15 protein-coding genes are annotated in these 17,312 nt (G+C 60.7%); 6 read left to right on the top strand and 9 right to left on the bottom strand.

The features are described 5' to 3' along the window. Positions 1 to 28: 28 nt before the first annotated feature. A complete protein-coding gene (locus tag ABH912_RS06650; RefSeq protein ID WP_429510144.1) occupies positions 29 to 949 on the bottom strand; it encodes a LysR family transcriptional regulator in 921 nt (306 codons plus the stop codon). A gap of 114 nt (positions 950 to 1,063) precedes the next feature. On the opposite strand from ABH912_RS06650, the gene ABH912_RS06645 reads away from it, so the two are divergent. From ABH912_RS06645 to ABH912_RS06625, 5 genes are all read left to right on the top strand, one after another. After that, a complete protein-coding gene (locus tag ABH912_RS06645) occupies positions 1,064 to 1,909 on the top strand; it encodes an oxidoreductase (RefSeq protein ID WP_429510143.1) in 846 nt (281 codons plus the stop codon). A 300-nt stretch (positions 1,910 to 2,209) separates the two neighbouring features. Further along, positions 2,210 to 2,665: a (2Fe-2S)-binding protein gene (locus tag ABH912_RS06640; protein ID WP_046052829.1), complete on the top strand. Its 456-nt coding sequence runs from the start codon at positions 2,210 to 2,212 to the stop codon at positions 2,663 to 2,665. Positions 2,666 to 2,690: 25 nt separating this feature from the next. Next, positions 2,691 to 4,859, top strand: coding sequence for a molybdopterin cofactor-binding domain-containing protein (locus ABH912_RS06635; RefSeq protein ID WP_429510142.1), 2,169 nt, complete (start codon positions 2,691 to 2,693; stop codon positions 4,857 to 4,859). Position 4,860: 1 nt separating this feature from the next. Next, the gene (locus ABH912_RS06630) at positions 4,861 to 5,439 is read left to right on the top strand and encodes a hypothetical protein (protein ID WP_033054594.1); all 579 of its coding nucleotides are present in this window, start codon (positions 4,861 to 4,863) and stop codon (positions 5,437 to 5,439) included. A 74-nt stretch (positions 5,440 to 5,513) separates the two neighbouring features. After that, positions 5,514 to 6,113: a GGDEF domain-containing protein gene (locus ABH912_RS06625; RefSeq protein ID WP_033054595.1), complete on the top strand. Its 600-nt coding sequence runs from the start codon at positions 5,514 to 5,516 to the stop codon at positions 6,111 to 6,113. Here the strand turns inward: ABH912_RS06625 and ABH912_RS06620 are convergent. Then, positions 6,060 to 7,337 (bottom strand): amidase, encoded by a 1,278-nt coding sequence (locus ABH912_RS06620; RefSeq protein WP_429510141.1) that lies wholly within the window; start codon positions 7,335 to 7,337, stop codon positions 6,060 to 6,062. The genes ABH912_RS06625 and ABH912_RS06620 overlap by 54 nt on opposite strands. Beyond that, positions 7,334 to 7,759 (bottom strand): VOC family protein, encoded by a 426-nt coding sequence (locus tag ABH912_RS06615; RefSeq protein ID WP_429510140.1) that lies wholly within the window; start codon positions 7,757 to 7,759, stop codon positions 7,334 to 7,336. Before ABH912_RS06615 ends, ABH912_RS06620 begins: the two co-directional genes overlap by 4 nt. Before the next feature lie 111 nt (positions 7,760 to 7,870). Here ABH912_RS06615 and ABH912_RS06610 point away from each other — a divergent pair, with 111 nt between their 5' ends. Then, positions 7,871 to 8,737, top strand: a complete 867-nt coding sequence (locus ABH912_RS06610; protein ID WP_429510139.1) for a LysR family transcriptional regulator — start codon at positions 7,871 to 7,873, stop codon at positions 8,735 to 8,737. Positions 8,738 to 8,917: 180 nt separating this feature from the next. On the opposite strand, the gene fabI is transcribed toward ABH912_RS06610, so the two are convergent. From fabI to ABH912_RS06580, 6 genes are read right to left on the bottom strand one after another with little or no spacing between them, the layout of a single operon-like run. Next, a complete protein-coding gene (fabI, locus tag ABH912_RS06605; RefSeq protein WP_008152082.1) occupies positions 8,918 to 9,712 on the bottom strand; it encodes an enoyl-ACP reductase FabI in 795 nt (264 codons plus the stop codon). Between the two features lie 21 nt (positions 9,713 to 9,733). Then, on the bottom strand, positions 9,734 to 11,344 hold the full coding sequence (locus ABH912_RS06600; RefSeq protein ID WP_046054814.1) for an ABC transporter ATP-binding protein: 1,611 nt from the start codon (positions 11,342 to 11,344) through the stop codon (positions 9,734 to 9,736). A gap of 1 nt (position 11,345) precedes the next feature. After that, positions 11,346 to 12,365 (bottom strand): ABC transporter permease, encoded by a 1,020-nt coding sequence (locus tag ABH912_RS06595; protein WP_033054605.1) that lies wholly within the window; start codon positions 12,363 to 12,365, stop codon positions 11,346 to 11,348. A gap of 1 nt (position 12,366) precedes the next feature. After that, a complete protein-coding gene (locus ABH912_RS06590) occupies positions 12,367 to 13,440 on the bottom strand; it encodes a microcin C ABC transporter permease YejB (protein ID WP_033054607.1) in 1,074 nt (357 codons plus the stop codon). Positions 13,441 to 13,443: 3 nt separating this feature from the next. Continuing rightward, positions 13,444 to 15,285, bottom strand: coding sequence for an extracellular solute-binding protein (locus ABH912_RS06585; RefSeq protein WP_429510138.1), 1,842 nt, complete (start codon positions 15,283 to 15,285; stop codon positions 13,444 to 13,446). After that, complete coding sequence (locus tag ABH912_RS06580; RefSeq protein ID WP_429510137.1) at positions 15,282 to 17,114, bottom strand: extracellular solute-binding protein; 1,833 nt, start codon at positions 17,112 to 17,114, stop codon at positions 15,282 to 15,284. Before ABH912_RS06580 ends, ABH912_RS06585 begins: the two co-directional genes overlap by 4 nt. Positions 17,115 to 17,312 lie beyond the last annotated feature (198 nt).

Here is a 17,312-nt window from a genome sequence, read left to right as displayed (position 1 = left end):
GTCGGCGTTGTGGCCTGAAGACGCCGGTTCAGCGACGGCCCAGGCCTCCTTTTTCAGCGATCCACCGGGTGGCCAAATCAATAAAGGCCCGCAATTTCGGCTGCGTCTGGGTGCGGCTGGGAAAGTACAGGTACAACGCAGAGCTGAGTGGCACAAAGGGTTGCAGCACCCGTTCCAGGCGTCCATCCGCCAATTCGTCGGCAATCTCCAGATCACAGGCATAGGCCAGGCCTGAACCGCTGCGTGCGGCCGCCACCAACAACCGGCGGTCATTGACGATCACGCCGCCCTCGACGCCCACGGTGAAGTCCCGATCCTCGCGGCGAAACTCCCAGCGATGCGCGCTGCCGGAGGTCGAGAAGCGAAAGCCGATGCATTGATGCCGGGTCAGGTCTTCCGGGACGACCGGTTTGCCAGCCTTGGCAAAGTACGCCGGGGAGCCCACCACCGACCATTGCAGGTCAGGTGTCAGGCGTACCGCGATCATGTCTTTTTCAATCGACTCTCCCAGACGAATCCCGGCATCGAAGCCGCCGGCCATCAGGTCGACCGTGGCGTCGTCCAGGGAAATATCGAGAGTGACTTGCGGGTAGGCCTCGCGGAACAGCGGAATCAGCGGCTCCATTAATAATGCCCCGGACAATCGTGGTGCCGTGAGTCGCAGCGTGCCCATGGGCTGATCACGAAAACCGCTGAGCACCGCCAGGGCTTCATCGATTTCACTGGCCGCCGGACGCAAGCGGGCAAACAGACTGGCGCCGGCTTCGGTCAGTGCCACTCGGCGTGTGGTGCGCTGAAACAGCAGCACGCCAGTGCGCCGTTCCAAGAGCTTGATCGCATGGCTGACGGCGGTGGGCGTCACGGCTAGTCGAGTCGCGGCAAGGGTGAAGCTTTTGTGCTCGGCGACCGCGAGAAATTCGGTCAAGCCATCAAACGGATCGTGATTCATATCGGTGCCATTATGAAAGAGCGTTTCATAGTGCTTGTAACACGAGGGAATTTTTCCGACCAATGTTCCTGCGTACCTTGTGCTTACCCCAACTGCCTACAAGGATTCGCGATCATGACCACCTCCCAAAACTTCAAACGTGTCTGGCTCATCACGGGTGCTTCTCGCGGTATCGGCGCCAAGATTGCTGCCGCCGCGCTGGCCAATGGCGACGCTGTGGTTGCCACCGCTCGTGACGCCAGCAGCATCACCCAGCGTTTTGGCGAGCAGCCAGGCTTGCTGGCCGCCACCCTTGATGTGACCAACGAAGCCCAGGGCGTCGTGGTCGCCAACGCCGCCATTGAACACTTCGGGCGCATCGACGTGCTGGTCAACAACGCCGGTTTCGGCGTGCTTGGCGCGGTGGAAGAAGCCAGCGCCGATGAAGTGCGACGCGTGTACGAAACCAACGTCTTCGGCTTGCTGAATGTCACGCGCGCTGTCCTGCCGCACATGCGCGCGGCTCGCCGTGGACATGTGATCAATCTCTCATCGGTGGGCGGCTACAGGTCGGGGCCGGGCTTCGGCGTCTACTGCTCCACCAAATTTGCCGTCGAAGGTTTGAGCGAGGCGTTGCACGCCGAGCTGGCACCGCTGGGCATCAACGTGACCATTGTCGAGCCGGGCTATTTCCGTACCGAGTTCCTCGAAGGCAATTCACTGGTCGAATCCCCGGCTTCGATTGCCGACTACGACAGCACGGCGGGTGAGGTGCGCAAAATTGCCAAGGCCGTGACCCTGAATCAGCCTGGCGATCCGGACAAGCTCGCCCAGGCCATGATCACCCTGGTGCAAGCGGAAAAAGCCCCGCTGCGCTTACCACTGGGCAGCGACTGTGTCGCAGCGATCGAAGCCAAGAACGCCTTCGTCGCCGATGAGTTGCAGACATGGCGTGAGCTGTCGGTGTCCACCGACTTCTAAGCCCCCAACCGCTCTATGTAGCAGCTGCCGAGCCTGCGAGGCTGCGTTCGGCGACGAAGTCGTCGTGAAGTCAGACTCTGCGGTGTGCCAGGAAAACTGCGTTCGCAGGGTTTACGACGACTTCGTCGCCGAACGCAGCCTCGCGGGCTCGGCAGCTGCTACAACGCGATCCTGTTCGCCTTCATCGTGTGACCGGTGGTCGATGAACCTGTCTCGCCCGGCAATTTGCGCTTAGCTGTAGGGATAACCCGAGGTTCCCGAGAACCCCTTCAGAACACCGTGAGTCTGAGGACATTCGCAATGCTGACCCTCAACATCAATGGCAAGGACCAGGCGCTGGATGTCCCCGCAGACATGCCGCTGCTGTGGGTCCTGCGCGATGTCGCGCACCTGACCGGCACCAAATTCGGTTGCGGCATCGCCCAGTGCGGGGCCTGCACCGTGCACGTCGACGGCGCGCCGCTGCGTTCCTGTATCACGCCCGCCACAGCGGTGGCCAATGGGCAAAAAATCCTCACCATCGAAGGCCTGTCCACCGACGGTTCGCACCCGGTGCAGCAAGCCTGGGCGGAACTCGATGTGGTGCAGTGCGGTTACTGCCAGTCCGGGCAGATCATGTCGGCCGCCGCGTTGCTGGCGAAAATCCCCAAGCCCACCGACAGCGACATCGATCAGGCGCTCTCCGGCAACATCTGCCGCTGCGGCACCTACCCACGGATCCGTGCAGCGGTCAAACGCGCCGCCGAGATCGGTTGATGCCATGTTGAAGGGAGTCCGCACAATGAACAGCCTCAATCCTCTGTCACGCCGCGGTTTCCTCAAGGGCAGCGCGGTGCTGGGCGGTGGTCTGGTGGTGGCGTTTGTCATCCCCGGTGGCCATCGCTTTGCGATCGGCGCCGAGAATCAAGGCAATGTGTTCGCGCCCAATGCGTTTTTACGGATCGGCAATGACAACAGCGTCACCATGCTGCTCGGCCATTCGGAAATGGGCCAGGGTATCTGGACCGGCCTGACCATGCTGATAGCCGAAGAACTGGACGCCGACTGGTCGAAGATCCGCGTCGAACATGCACCGGCCTCGGCCGCCGAGTATGGCCTGGCCGGGTTTGGCGGGATGCAAATCACTGGCGGGTCCACCTCGACCTGGATGGAGTTCGACCGCTACCGGCAGGCCGGTGCAGCGGCGCGTTTGATGTTGATCGACGCGGCGGCCAAACGCTTCAACGTCGCGCCCTCCGAAATTCGCACCGAATCGGGTGTAGTGATTGCCGGCGACCAACGCGCCACCTACGGCGAACTGGCCGATGACGCCGGCAAGCTGCCGGTACCGGATCCGGCGTCGATCAAGCTCAAGGAGTCCAAGGACTGGAAAATCATTGGCAAACCGACCAAGCGCCTGGACACCCCGGAAAAAATCACCGGCCGTGCCAAGTTCGGCATGGACGTGCAGTTCGACGGCCTGATGACCGCCATGGTCGCGCGCTCGCCGGTGTTCGGTGGCAGCGTAAAATCCTTCGAAGGCGCCGAAGCGCTGGCGATTCCGGGCGTGCACAAAGTGGTGCAGGTGCCCACCGGGGTGGCGGTGATTGCCGACCATTACTGGGCGGCGAAGCTGGGGCGAGATGCGTTGAAGGTCGATTGGGACCTGGGGCCAAACACCGGGCTCGACAGTCAGAAACTGCTGGAAAGCTTCCGCAAACTCGCCGCCACCCCTGGGGCGTCTGCCAGTCAGGCCGGTGATGTCGCGGCGGGTCTGGGGAAAGCGGCGAAGACCATTGATGTCGAATACAGCGTGCCGTACCTGGCCCATGCGCCGATGGAGCCGCTCAACTGCACCGTGAAAATCACCCAGGACAAATGCGAAATCTGGACCGGCACCCAGTTCCAGACGCTGGATCAAATGGTCGCCGGCAAAATCACCGGGCTCAAACCCGAGCAGGTGGAGATTCATACCGAGTTTCTGGGTGGCGGTTTCGGTCGCCGGGCCAATCCGACCTCGGACTTTGTTGCAGAAGCCGTGGAAGTCGCCAAGGCAGCGGGCGCACCGGTAAAAACCGTCTGGTCCCGGGAGGACGACATTCGCGGTGGCTACTACCGCTCCGCGTTCCTCCATCAGGCCCGCATCGGCCTCGATGCGGGCGGGCTGCCGATCGCCTGGAAGCATGTGATGGTCGGGCAGTCGATCATGGCGGGCACGTCATTCGAAGCGACCATGGTCAAGAATGGCATCGACAAGACGTCTGTCGAAGGGGTTGCCGACAGTCCTTACCTTGAGGGGTTGGCAAATCACCAGGTTGATCTGCATTCCCCGCAAACCGGCATCCGCGTGCTCTGGCTGCGTTCGGTAGGGCACACCCACACCGCGTTCGTGATGGAGTCGCTGATCGACGAGCTGGCAGAGGCGGCCGGCAAGGACCCGGTCGAGTACCGGCGAACCTTGCTCAAGGACCATCCACGGCATCTTGGCGTGCTGAACCTGGCCGTCGAGAAAGCCAACTGGAAGGCGCCACTGCCGGACGGCCATGCGTTGGGTGTCGCGGTGCATGAGTCTTTCGGCAGCTATGTTGCGCAAGTGGCCGAGGTGTCCCAGGACAATCTGGCGATCCGCGTACACCGGGTGGTGTGTGCGGTGGATTGCGGCATTGCGGTCAACCCGATGAGCATCGCGGCGCAAATGGAATCGGCCATCACGTTCGGCCTCGGATTTACCTTGCACAGCAAACTGACCTTCAAGAATGGGCAGGTGGTGCAATCCAATTACCACGACTATCAAGTGCTGCGGCTCAACGAAATGCCGGTGGTGGAAGTGCATATCGTGCCCAGCAGCGACAAACCCGGTGGCATCGGCGAGGCCGGTGTGCCGCCCACGGCGCCGGCAGTGGCCAACGCGGTGTTCGCCCTGACCGGCCAGCGCTTGCGGGAACTGCCGCTGCAACTGTCGGGGGTGTGAGATGAGACGACATCTGATTCTTGGCGCGGTGGTGTTGATCGGCCTGGTCGCCTACGCCGAGCACGTGCTCGCTGACGATAAGGAGGCCATCAAGGCGTTCGATACCGTGCAAAAGGTCTTTCAGAGCCCGCGCTGCCAGAACTGCCATATCCCCGGCGATTCGCCGTTGCAATTCGACGCCGGCATTCCCCACGCAATGAACGTCGTGCGGGGCATGGACGGCAAGGGCGCGGCGGGTTTGCCCTGCGCTACCTGCCACGCCGAGAGTAATCCGCCGGCCAGTTACGGCGCTCACGCACCGCCAGGGGCGCCGCACTGGAGCCTGCCGCCAGCCGCGCACAAAATGGCCTGGATCGGTCTGCCGGCCGATAAATTGTGCGCAATGATCAAGGACCGTTCCAGCAACGGTGACCGCGATTTCGCCGCGCTGATCAAGCATGTCAGCGACGACAAACTGGTGCTTTGGGGCTGGAATCCAGGTCAGGGAAGGGCGCCGGTCCCGGTGCCGCACGACATTTTCGTCACCCAGTTCAAGCTTTGGGCTGACGCCGGAGGGCCATGTCCGGTCGTGGGTAGTTGACCGGCGGTCTGTTAACAGGGAGTCAAACCGGGTATGAGCCACTCTAAGAAATATACCCGCCCATGGAGTGAGTAATGCTGATCCCAGGCAAACCGGTAAAACCAGGCGCGTGCGCCGACCCGTTGCGCACGCCACTGCAGGAGCGCGAGCTGCTGCGTGACTTGGCCCGCAAGGCCGAGGAGGAGTTAATGGGCGTCCAGATGGCGAGCATGGACGAGTTGACGCTGCTCTCCAACCGACACGGTTTTATAGCGCTGGCCCAACAAGGGCTGGATGTCTGCCTACAGCTGAAAAAGCCAGCGACGCTGCTGCTCTTCAACATTGATGACTTCAAGCACATCAACTATCTCTATGGTCGTTCCGAGGGCGACAATGCCCTGAAAACCTTCGCTGATGTGCTGCGAATAGCCTTTCGCGAGAGCGATGTGATCGGCCGGCTGGGCAGCGACAAATTCGTTGCGTTGTTGACTGGCTCAAGCGTTGTGGAAATACCCGCGATCAGGGCGCGACTCGAAGAAATTCTCGAAGAGCGCAATGCCACGGTGCATCGCGGTTATGACATCCACTTCAGTATCGATCAGATCGAGTTTCATCCTGCGCTCCACGAGACGGCCGAGGGCTTATTGACTGCGACCAGTGAGCAAATCGCAAGCGACCCGTTCGGCCACCCGTAGTAACGAACCGTCATTTCTGAACCGGCCGATCATCTGTAAACCGATAGGCATCGATCCTTCAGCGCGAACCAGCGGGATATTCACCTGCGGCCAGCCGAACGCGCCCCAGAACTTGATGAAATCCGATGGCCCGGTGCTTTCCAGGCCCACGGGCGCGATCATCCCGCAGCAGGGGCCGAGCATCGCGTCGTAGGGCTGGCAGCGTTCATTCAGGCGCGGTGCAAGCGCCGCCAACCGGGCCTTGGCAGCGGACTCCTGTTCCCAGGTTGTCGCCGCCGCCCGGTCGAACATTGCCAATGTCGAAGGGCTTAACAGTGCGCGGTGTTGTTGAAACTCCTTCGCCAGAGAACGGGCGCCTTCGCAATCGTTGATTAACAGGTGATCGTCGAATACCCCGGCAAATTCCTCCGGCAGTTGCACGTCGTTGACCTGATGGCCGGCGCTACGCAGGTGGTCCACGGCCTGTTCCAGGGCGTTGGCCACCTCGGGGTCTACCTGATCCCAGCGCGCTGTGCGATAGAAGCCCAATTGCAGAGGACGTGGTTCAACCTCAGGCACTGCAAAACCTGGAATCAACACCCGCGCCACCAAGTGCAGATCGCGCACCGAGCGACCGTACCAGCCTACGGTGTCGAAGCTCGGCGCCAGCGGCTTTACGCCTTCCAGCGATACCAGTCCAAACGAAGGTTTGAACGCGAACAGACCGCAATAGGACGCCGGTTTCAGCAGTGAACCGGCAGTCTGGGTGCCCAGCGCCACAGCAAAGAAATCCGCTGCCATCCCGGCCGCTGAACCGGCGCTGGAGCTGCCCGGCGTGCGGTCGAGGTCATGCGGGTTGCGGGTCGGGCCGGTGTGCATGTACGCAAATTCAGTGGTGTGGGTCTTGCCCATGATCAGCGCGCCGGCCTGACGGAGCAGGGTCACCACATGGGCATCCCGGGCAGGTTGATGACCGGCATAGATGGGCGAGTTGAATTGCGTCGGATGGTCGGCACTGTCAAAGACATCCTTCACCCCCACCGGGACTCCGGCCAGCAAGCCACGACTGTTGTGCAACGCAGCGTCGGTGCGTACTTTTCGGGCATCGAACGAGACGAAGGCCCGGATGTCCGGCTCCAGCGCCTGAATGCGTTCCAGGACTGTTTCGGCGATGACGGCGGCGGTCGCCTCACCCTTGATCACGGACTGACTGAGGGCCGTGGCATCCGGGACGGGGCGGATCATTTGGCGAACAACTGAGTGATGTCCTTGAACGCCTTGAACTCCAGTGCATTGCCGCAAGGGTCGAACAGAAACATTGTCGCTTGCTCGCCCACCAATCCCTGAAAGCGAATGCCCGGTTCGATGACGAATCGGGTATCGAGGGCTTTCAACCGCTCGGCCAGCGCCTCCCATTCGTTCATCCCCAACACCACACCAAAATGCGGCACCGGCACGTCATGACCGTCGACAGCATTGGTGTGCGCGGCTTCTTGAGAGGCGTTTTTCGGCGCCAGGTGAATGACCAGCTGATGGCCGAAAAAATTGAAATCGACCCAATGATCGCTTGAGCGACCTTCTTCCAGGCCGAATACCTGGCCATAAAAATTGCGCGCGGCAGTCAGGTCGTAGACCGGGATGGCCAAGTGAAAAGGGGAGAGTTGCATCGGATGTGCCTCGGCTGTCTGGATTCAGATTGAGTTTAGTCCTGTGCTTTTTGATTGAAAGACGATAATTTTTGCGTCGAGCTCAAATTATTTCGATCAGTCGAGAACGCCATGCTGCGAGAACTGAAAACCTTCATTGCGGTGACGCGCTACGGCACTTTTGCCGCGGCGGGGATGCACATTGGCCTGACCCAGTCAGCCGTCAGCGCGCAGATTCGCAATCTGGAACAGGCCCTGGGTATTCGTTTGTTCGACCGCACTGGACGTCAGGCGCTGCTCAACGCGGCGGGTCAGCGGGCTCTACCAATGGCCAGGGATATGCTCGAGACCTTCAGTCGCATGGCGGTCAGCGATGATGTCAGTGAGTATCGCGGCGAGTTGAAAATAGGCGCGGTGGCCACGGCCCAGACCGGACTGCTGCCTCAGGCATTGCTGCGTTTGAGGCAACAGGCGCCATTGCTGGAGCCGAAACTGGTGCCCGGTGTGTCGCTGAACCTGTTGAGTCAGGTGGACACCGGTGAGGTGGATCTGGCGATCCTGATCAAGCCGCCGTTCGAGTTACCCAAAGAACTGTCAGCGCAGGTCATCCGCAAGGAACCGTTTGTATTGATCGTGCCGGCAGAACTTGAAGGCGATGAGCCGTTGCAGATACTCGCGAGCCATCCGCACGTGCGTTACGACCGCAATTCGTTCGGTGGACGATTGGTGACGCGGTTTTTGCGTGAGCAGCAGATTGATGTGCAGGTGGCTTTGGAGCTGGATGAGCTGGAAGCCATCGTGAAGATGGTTGAATGCGGGTTGGGGGTGTCGCTGCTGCCTGAGGCAGGGCTCTGGCTTGAGCATGGGGCGAAGGTTCGGATCATTCCGTTGGGGGAGTTGACGTTCTACCGCGAGATCGTCCTGTTGCAGCGCTATAGCCAGCGCACACAGCCGATCCAGCAGCTGTTTGCCCGGTGCCTGACCCAGAACGATGGCTAAACACAAAACCCTGTGGGAGTGAGCCTGCTCGCGAAAGCGTCGTGTCAGTCGACATCGATGCTGACTGATACACCGCTTTCGCGAGCAGGCTCACTCCTACAGGGATTGCTTTCTCCGTGAAATCTCAGCCAATAAAAAACCCGCCAAAACTGGCGGGTCTTTTAGTTGGCTGACCGAAGATTACTCTTCGAGGCTGCCCATGGCCGTGGTGTTGAAGCCACCGTCCACGTACATGATTTCGCCGCTGATGCCGGACGCCAGGTCCGAGCACAGGAAGGCGCCGGCGTTGCCGACTTCGTCGATGGTGACGTTACGACGCAGCGGGGTTTGCGCTTCGTTGGCGGCCAGCATCTTGCGGAAGTTCTTGATGCCGGAGGCGGCGAGGGTGCGGATCGGGCCAGCCGATACGCAGTTGACGCGGGTGCCGTCCGGGCCCAGGGAGCCGGCCAGGTAACGAACGCCAGCTTCCAGGGAAGCCTTGGCCATGCCCATTACGTTGTAGTTCGGCATGGTGCGCTCGGCACCCAGGTACGACAGGGTCAGCAGGCTACCGTTGCGGCCTTTCATCATTTCGCGGCCGGCTTTGGCCAGGGCCACGAAGCTGTAGGCGCTGATGTCGTGAGCGATGCGGAAACCTTCACGGGTGGTGGCTTCGGTGAAGTCGCCATCCAGTTGGTCGCCCGGGGCGAAGCCGACGGAGTGCACGATGCAGTCCAGGCCGTCCCACTTCTTGCCCAGCTCAACGAAAACCTTGGCGATTTCTTCATCGCTGGCCACGTCGCACGGGAAGCACAGGTCAGGGTTGGAACCCCAGCTTTGTGCGAACTCTTCGACACGACCCTTGAGTTTGTCGTTCTGATAAGTGAAGGCAAGCTCAGCGCCCTCGCGATGCATGGCGGCAGCGATGCCGGATGCGATGGACAGCTTGCTGGCGACACCGACGATCAGTACGCGCTTACCGGCGAGAAAACCCATGTGTTGCTCCTCTCTTTCAGGTTATTGCGCAGTGGCTGGAGCCAGGAAAGCGGCTTCCAGCAACTGCTGTGTATACGGATGTTTGGGGGCCGCAAAAATACTTTGCGCGTCTCCCTGTTCGACCACTTGGCCTTGCTTGACCACCATCAGCTGGTGACTCAGCGCTTTGACGACAGCCAGGTCATGGCTGATAAACAGATACGTCAGGTTGTACTTGGTTTGCAGTGAACGCAAAAGTTCCACCACTTGGCGTTGCACTGTCCGGTCGAGGGCCGATGTCGGCTCGTCCAGCAGAATCAACGCCGGTTTTAGCACTAATGCCCGGGCAATGGCGATTCTCTGCCGTTGCCCGCCGGAAAATTCGTGGGGGTAGCGGTGCCGGGTTTCCGGGTCCAGACCTACCTCCTTGAGTGCCGCAATAATCGCTTGTTCCTGTTCCGCCTCGGTGCCCATCTTGTGGATCCGCAGGCCTTCGCCAACGATCTGGCTCACGCACATCCGTGGGCTCAGGCTGCCGAACGGGTCCTGAAACACCACCTGCATCTCCCGCCGTAGCGGCCGAACCTGTTGCTGCGTCAGGCAGTCTAGCTGCTTGCCTTCAAAACGGATGGCGCCTTTGCTGCCGATCAGCCGCAAAATCGCCAAACCCAGTGTCGACTTGCCCGAACCGCTTTCTCCCACAATCCCCAGGGTCTGGCCTTGAGGCAGGCTGAAATTGATGCCATCCACCGCTTTGATGTGGTCGACGGTCTTTTTCAGAAAGCCTTTCTTGATCGGGAACCAGACTTTCAGGTCCTCGACTTGCAGCAGCGGCGGGCCAATTACATTGGTTGCCGGCTTGCCGCTGGGCTCCGCTGCCAGCAGTTCCCGAGTGTACGGATGCTGCGGCGCGCGGAACAGCTCTTCGCACGATGCCTGTTCGACGATGCAACCGCGCTGCATGACACATACGCGATGCGCAATTCTTCGCACAAGGTTCAAATCGTGACTGATCAGTAGCAGCGCCATGCCCAATCGGGCCTGTAATTCTTTGAGCAATTCGAGGATTTTCAGCTGAACGGTGACGTCCAGCGCGGTGGTCGGTTCGTCAGCGATCAGCAGTTCCGGCTCGTTGGCCAGGGCCATGGCAATCATCACCCGCTGCCGTTGGCCACCGGACAATTCATGGGGCAGCGCCTTGAGGCGTTTCTCGGGCTCCGGGATGCCGACCATTTCCAGCAGCTCCAGCGTGCGCTTGGTCGCGACTTTGCCGATCAGGCCCTTGTGGGTGCTCAACACCTCGTTTATCTGCTTCTCGATCGAGTGCAGCGGATTGAGCGAGGTCATCGGCTCCTGGAAGATCATCGCGATCCGGTTGCCGCGGATGTGGCGGATGGTTTTCTCTTTCAGGCTCAGCAGGTTTTGCCCGGAATACTCGATGGTGCCGGACGGATGCCGGGCGAGCGGGTAGGGCAGCAGCCGCAGGATCGAGTGCGCCGTCACCGATTTGCCGGAGCCGCTTTCGCCCACCAGCGCCAGGGTTTCCCCGCGCTTGATATCGAAGCTGACACCTTCGACCACCCGTTGGACGCGCTCGCCGACGACAAATTCGACGGCCAGGTCGCGTACTTCGATCAGATTGTCCTGATTCATTTCACTTCCTCGGGTCGAAGGCATCGCGAGCGGACTCGCCGATGAATACCAGCAAACTCAACATCAACGCCAGCACGGCAAACGCGCTCATGCCGAGCCACGGCGCTTGCAGGTTGGACTTGCCCTGGGCCACCAGCTCACCGAGGGACGGCGCACCAGGCGGCAAACCGAAACCAAGGAAATCCAGGGCGGTCAGGGTGCCGATGGCGCCGGTCAGGATGAACGGCATGAAGGTCATGGTCGAGACCATGGCGTTGGGCAGGATGTGACGGAACATGATCGCCCCGTTTTGCATCCCCAGCGCCCGTGCGGCACGCACGTATTCCAGATTACGCCCACGCAGGAACTCGGCGCGGACCACGTCCACCAGGCTCATCCACGAGAACAGCAGCATGATCCCCAGCAGCCACCAGAAATTTGGCTGGACGAAGCTGGCGAGAATGATCAGCAGGTACAGCACCGGCAGCCCGGACCAGATCTCCAGAAAGCGCTGCCCGGCCAAATCCACCCAACCGCCGTAGAAACCCTGCAAGGCCCCGGCAATAACGCCGATGATCGAGCTGAGAATGGTCAGCGTCAGGGCGAACAGCACCGAAATCCGGAAGCCGTAGATCACCCGCGCCAACACGTCGCGGCCCTGATCGTCAGTGCCCAGCAGGTTGTCGACGGAGGGTGGCGCCGGGGCCGGGACTTTCAGGTCGTAGTTGATGCTTTGATAGCTGTAGGGAATCGGCGCCCACAACACCCAGGCGTCTTTTTCCTTGAGCAATTCGCGGATGTACGGGCTCTTGTAGTTGGCTTCCAGCGGGAATTCGCCGCCGAACGCGGTTTCCGGGTAGCGCTTGAGCGCCGGGAAGTACCAACCGTTGTCGTAGTGCACCACCAGCGGTTTGTCGTTGGCGATCAGCTCGGCGCCGAGGCTCAGCCCAAACAGCAGCAGAAACAGCCACAGCGACCACCAGCCACGCTTGTTGGCCTTGAACAGTTCAAAGCGTCGGCGATTGAGAGGGGACAGATTCATCTCAATGCTCCCGGCTTTCGAAGTCGATACGCGGATCGACAAAGGTGTAGGTGAGGTCGCCGATGAGTTTCACCACTAATCCCAGCAGGGTGAAGATGAACAGCGTGCCAAAAACCACCGGGTAATCGCGGTTGATCGCCGCCTCAAAACTCATCAGCCCGAGGCCGTCGAGGGAGAAGATCACTTCCACCAGCAACGAGCCGGTGAAGAAGATGCCGATAAACGCCGACGGGAACCCGGCGATCACCAGCAGCATGGCGTTGCGGAACACATGGCCGTAGAGCACGCGGTGATTGGTCAGGCCCTTGGCCTTGGCGGTGACCACGTACTGCTTGTTGATTTCGTCGAGGAAGCTGTTTTTGGTCAGCAGCGTCATGGTCGCGAAGTTGCCGATCACCAGCGCCGTCACCGGCAATGCCAGGTGCCAGAAGTAATCGAGAACCTTGCCGCCCATGCTCAACTCGTCGAAGTTGTTGGAGGTCAGCCCTCTGAGCGGGAACCAGTCGAAATAGCTGCCGCCGGCAAACACCACGATCAGCAGGATGGCGAACAGGAACGCCGGTATCGCATAGCCGACGATGATCGCCGAACTGGTCCAGACGTCGAAGTGGCTGCCGTGTCGCGTCGCCTTGGCGATCCCCAGCGGGATCGACACCAGGTACATGATCAGCGTGCTCCACAGCCCGAGGGAGATCGACACCGGCATCTTTTCCTTGATCAGGTCGATGACCTTGGCGTCGCGGAAGAAGCTGTCGCCGAAATCCAGGGTGGCGTAGTTCTTGATCATGATCCACAAGCGTTCCGGCGCCGATTTGTCGAAGCCGTACATGTGCTCGATTTCCTTGACCAGCATCGGGTCCAGGCCCTGGGCACCGCGATAGGCGGAGCCCGCCACCGAGACTTCGGCACCGCCGCCAGCGATGCGGCTGGTGGCGCCTTCGAAGCCTTCGAGCTTGGCGATCATCTGCTCCACCGGCCCGCCGGGGGCGGCCTGGATGATCACGAAGTTGATCAGCAAAATGCCGAGCAAGGTCGGGATGATCAGCAGCAGTCGCCGAAAAATATACGCCAGCATTGATTACTCCGTGCCCGCAGGGTCGGCTTGCAGTTTGGTTTCGACTTCTACCGCCGGTTTGGCGTCGGGCTTGACCCACCAGGTGTTGATGCCGATGTCGTACTTGGGTGAGATTTTCGGGTGGCCGATGTGGTTCCAGTACGCCACGCGCCAGGTCTTGATGTGCCAGTTGGGGATCACGTAATAGCCCCATTGCAGCACGCGGTCCAGCGCGCGTGCATGGGCCACCAGGCTTTTGCGCGAATCGGCGTTGATCAGTTGCTCGACCAACTGGTCCACCACCGGGTCTTTCAGGCCCATGGAGTTGCGGCTGCCGGGTTTGTCGGCGGCGTCGGACATCCAGAACTCGCGTTGCTCGTTACCCGGCGAGTTGGACTGCGGGAAGCTGCCGACAATCATGTCGAAGTCCCTTGAACGCACGCGGTTGATGTACTGCGAGACGTCGACCCGACGGATCACGAGGTCGATGCCCAGGTCACTCATGTTGCGCTTGAACGGCAGCAGCACCCGTTCGAATTCGGTCTGCGCCAACAGGAACTCGATGGTCACCGGTTTGCCAGTGGCGTCGACCATCTTGTCATCGACGATCCGCCAGCCCGCCTCTTGCAGCAATTGATAGGCTTTGCGTTGTTGGGCGCGGATCATGCCGCTGGCGTCGGTCACCGGGTTCTGGAACGCCTCGCTGAACACCTGCTCGGGAATTTTGCCGCGGAACGGGTCGAGGATCGCCAGTTGATCGGCGTCCGGCAGGCCGCTGGCAGCCATTTCCGAATTCTCGAAGTAACTACGGGTGCGTGCGTAGGCGCCGTTGAACAGTTGCTTGTTGGTCCATTCGAAGTCCAGCAACAGGGTCAGGGCCTGGCGCACGCGCACGTCCTGGAACACCGGGCGGCGCAGGTTGAAGACAAAGCCCTGCATGCCGGTGGGGTTGCCGTTGGGGATCTGTTCCTTGACCAACCGGCCCTCGGTGACGGCCGGAATGTTGTAGGCGTTGGCCCAGTTCTTTGCTGCCATTTCGAGCCAGTAATCGAACTGCCCGGCCTTGAGTGCTTCCAGGGCCACGGTGTTGTCGCGGTAGTAGTCGGTGGTCATCACGTCGAAGTTGTAGAACCCGCGGTTCGCCGGCAGGTCCTTGGCCCAGTAATCCTTGACCCGCTCATAGCGCACCGAACGCCCGGCCTTCACTTCACTGACCTTGTACGGGCCGCTGCCCAATGGTATTTCCAGGTTGCCCTTGGTGAAATCGCGCGTCGCCCACCAATGCTTCGGCAACACCGGCAACTGACCGAGGATCAGCGGCAGTTCACGGTTGTTGTTGTGTTTGAACTTGAACAGCACCGTCAGCGGATCTTCAGCGACCACTTCCTCGACATCGCTGTAGTAACCGCGGTACAGCGGCGCGCCGTCCTTGATCAGGGTCTGGAAGCTGAACACCACGTCCTCGGCGCGCATCGGATGCCCGTCGTGGAAGCGCGCTTCGGGGCGCAGGTAGAAACGCACCCAGCTGTTGTCCGGGGCTTTTTCGATCTTGCCGGCGACCAGGCCGTACTCGGTGAACGGTTCATCCAGGCCCTGTTTGGCCAGAGTGTCGTAGATCATGCTGATGTCGTCGGCCGCGACACCCTTGTTGATGAAGGGATTGAGGCTGTCAAAGCCGCCGAAACCGGCCTGACGGAAGATCCCGCCCTTGGGCGCGTCGGGGTTCACGTAATCGAAATGTTTGAAATCGGCCGGGTATTTCGGCGGCTCGTTGTACAGGGTCAGGGCATGTTGCGGGGCGGCACAGGCCAGCCCGGCGAACAACAGACCGCTGGCCTGCAAGAGCAGGTTGCGTACGGGTTTCATCGATCCTTCTCCGAAGATTTCAGCCACCACGCGCTCAGGCCCAATGTGTAGGGCGGTGTGGTGACGAAGGCGAACCGGTTGCGGTAGGCCAGGCGGTGATAATTGAGGTACCAGTTGGGAATGCTGTAGTGCTGCCACAGCAACACCCGGTCCAGGGCCTTGCCGGCGGCGACCTGTTCATCGCGGGTCTGGGCGGCGAGCAATTGTTCGAGTAAATGGTCGACCACCGGATTGGCAATACCGGCGTAGTTTTTGCTGCCCTTGACCCCGACCTGGCTGGAATGGAAGTACTGCCATTGTTCCAGGCCCGGACTGAGCGTCTGGTTGAGGGTCATGAGGATCATGTCGAAATCGAACTGATCGAGGCGTTGCTTGTACTGGGCGCGATCGACCGTGCGCAGCCGGGCGTCGATGCCGATGCTGGCGAGGTTCTCGACGTAAGGCTGAAGAATGCGTTCCAGGTTCGGGTTGACCAGCAGGATCTCCAAACGCAACGGTTGGCCAGCGGCGTTCTGAACATGCTGGCCACTGAGCTTCCAGCCAGCCTCGGCAAGCAGGCCCAGGGCCTTGCGCATGGTTTCCCGGGGGATGCCGCGCCCTTGGGTCTGCGGCAGGCTGAACGGCTCGGTGAAGAGCTTGGCGGGCAACTGCTCGCGATACGGCGTGAGCATCAGCCATTCATGGCCGACCGGAAGGCCCGTCGCGGAGAACTCGCTGTTGGGGTAGTAACTCATGGCGCGTTTGTAGGCGCCGCTGAACAGCGTGCGGTTGGTCCACTCGAAGTCGAACATCAGGCCCAGCGCTTCACGGACTTTGGTCTCGGAGAAGGCGGGGCGCCGGGAGTTCATGAACAGACCCTGGCTCTGGGTCGGGATCTGATGCGGGATCTGCGCCTTGATGACGTCGCCGCGTCGCACCGCCGGGAAGCTGTAGCCGTTTTCCCAGTTCTTCGCCTGGTGCTCGATATAGATGTCGAACTCGCCGGCCTTGAAGGCTTCGAACGCGACGTCGCTGTCGCGGTAGAACTCGACTTCCATGCGGTCGAAGTTGTATTTGCCGCGATTGACCGGCAAGTCCTTGCCCCAGTAATCCTTGACCCGTTCGAAAACGATCCGCCGTCCTGGCTCTACCGACGTGATGCGATACGGCCCGCTGCCCAGTGGCGGTTCGAAGGTGGTGGCCTTGAAGTCGCGACCTTTCCAGTAATGCTGGGGCAGCACCGGCAATTCGCCCAGGCGCAGGATCAGCAACGGATTGCCGGCGCGCTTGAAGACGAAACGAATGCGCTGCGGATTGAGGATGTCGACCCGCGACACTTCCTGAAGGTTGGTGCGGTATTGCGGATGGCCTTCCTTGAGCAGCAAGCGGTAAGAGAACGCCACGTCATAGGCGGTAATCGGCGTGCCGTCGTGGAAACGCGCTTCGGGGCGCAGATTGAACACCACCCAGCTGCGGTCTTCGCTGTATTCCACCGATTGGGCAATCAGGCCATAGCTGGAGGTCGGCTCATCGCCGGACGGCGCGTACTGGCCGGTGCCGACCATCAACGGTTCGTTAAGCTCGTTGATGCCGTATTGCAGGAAATTCGGCGTGGAAACCGGGCTTGAACCCTTGAAGGTGTAGGGATTGAGCGTATCGAAGGTGCCAAACGCCATCACCCGCAACGTACCGCCCTTGGGCGCTTGCGGGTTAACCCAGTCGAAGTGGGTAAATCTGGCCGGGTACTTGAGCGTGCCGAACTGCGCATAACCATGGCTTTCGCTGATCGTCGCGCTTGCGGGGGAGCTCAAGGCCAGGCTGATCAGGAGCAGGAGGAGGGGACGCTTCAAGTCAGGGATCCGATCCAGGCGGCTTGGGCTTTGTGGCCCGTACAGTAACAGCTTGTATCGACAGGAAAAAGACGGGACTTAATGCAGGGTTAATTGCTGGCACGATAGCTCGGCAAGCCACAGAGCCCGTAGCGAGGGAGCTTGCTCCCGCTGGGCTGCGAAGCGGCCCCAAACCTGCGCCTCTATTATTTCTGACAC

It is taken from the genome of Pseudomonas sp. BT76 TE3572 (genome assembly GCF_050435365.1).
Taxonomy (GTDB): domain Bacteria; phylum Pseudomonadota; class Gammaproteobacteria; order Pseudomonadales; family Pseudomonadaceae; genus Aquipseudomonas; species Aquipseudomonas fluorescens_W.
Note: the sequence above shows the minus strand (reverse complement) of the source record. Positions and strands in the feature narration are given on the sequence as shown.

Bases quoted from the DNA above. Each gene is read 5' to 3' on its own strand.
- ABH912_RS06650 (WP_429510144.1), bottom strand. From the start codon at position 949: ATGAATCACGATCCGTTTGATGGCTTGACCGAATTTCTCGCGGTCGCC.
- ABH912_RS06645 (WP_429510143.1), top strand. From the start codon at position 1,064: ATGACCACCTCCCAAAACTTCAAACGTGTCTGGCTCATCACGGGTGCT.
- ABH912_RS06640 (WP_046052829.1), top strand. From the start codon at position 2,210: ATGCTGACCCTCAACATCAATGGCAAGGACCAGGCGCTGGATGTCCCC.
- ABH912_RS06635 (WP_429510142.1), top strand. From the start codon at position 2,691: ATGAACAGCCTCAATCCTCTGTCACGCCGCGGTTTCCTCAAGGGCAGC.
- ABH912_RS06630 (WP_033054594.1), top strand. From the start codon at position 4,861: ATGAGACGACATCTGATTCTTGGCGCGGTGGTGTTGATCGGCCTGGTC.
- ABH912_RS06625 (WP_033054595.1), top strand. From the start codon at position 5,514: ATGCTGATCCCAGGCAAACCGGTAAAACCAGGCGCGTGCGCCGACCCG.
- ABH912_RS06620 (WP_429510141.1), bottom strand. From the start codon at position 7,337: ATGATCCGCCCCGTCCCGGATGCCACGGCCCTCAGTCAGTCCGTGATC.
- ABH912_RS06615 (WP_429510140.1), bottom strand. From the start codon at position 7,759: ATGCAACTCTCCCCTTTTCACTTGGCCATCCCGGTCTACGACCTGACT.
- ABH912_RS06610 (WP_429510139.1), top strand. From the start codon at position 7,871: ATGCTGCGAGAACTGAAAACCTTCATTGCGGTGACGCGCTACGGCACT.
- fabI (WP_008152082.1), bottom strand. From the start codon at position 9,712: ATGGGTTTTCTCGCCGGTAAGCGCGTACTGATCGTCGGTGTCGCCAGC.
- ABH912_RS06600 (WP_046054814.1), bottom strand. From the start codon at position 11,344: ATGAATCAGGACAATCTGATCGAAGTACGCGACCTGGCCGTCGAATTT.
- ABH912_RS06595 (WP_033054605.1), bottom strand. From the start codon at position 12,365: ATGAATCTGTCCCCTCTCAATCGCCGACGCTTTGAACTGTTCAAGGCC.
- ABH912_RS06590 (WP_033054607.1), bottom strand. From the start codon at position 13,440: ATGCTGGCGTATATTTTTCGGCGACTGCTGCTGATCATCCCGACCTTG.
- ABH912_RS06585 (WP_429510138.1), bottom strand. From the start codon at position 15,285: ATGAAACCCGTACGCAACCTGCTCTTGCAGGCCAGCGGTCTGTTGTTC.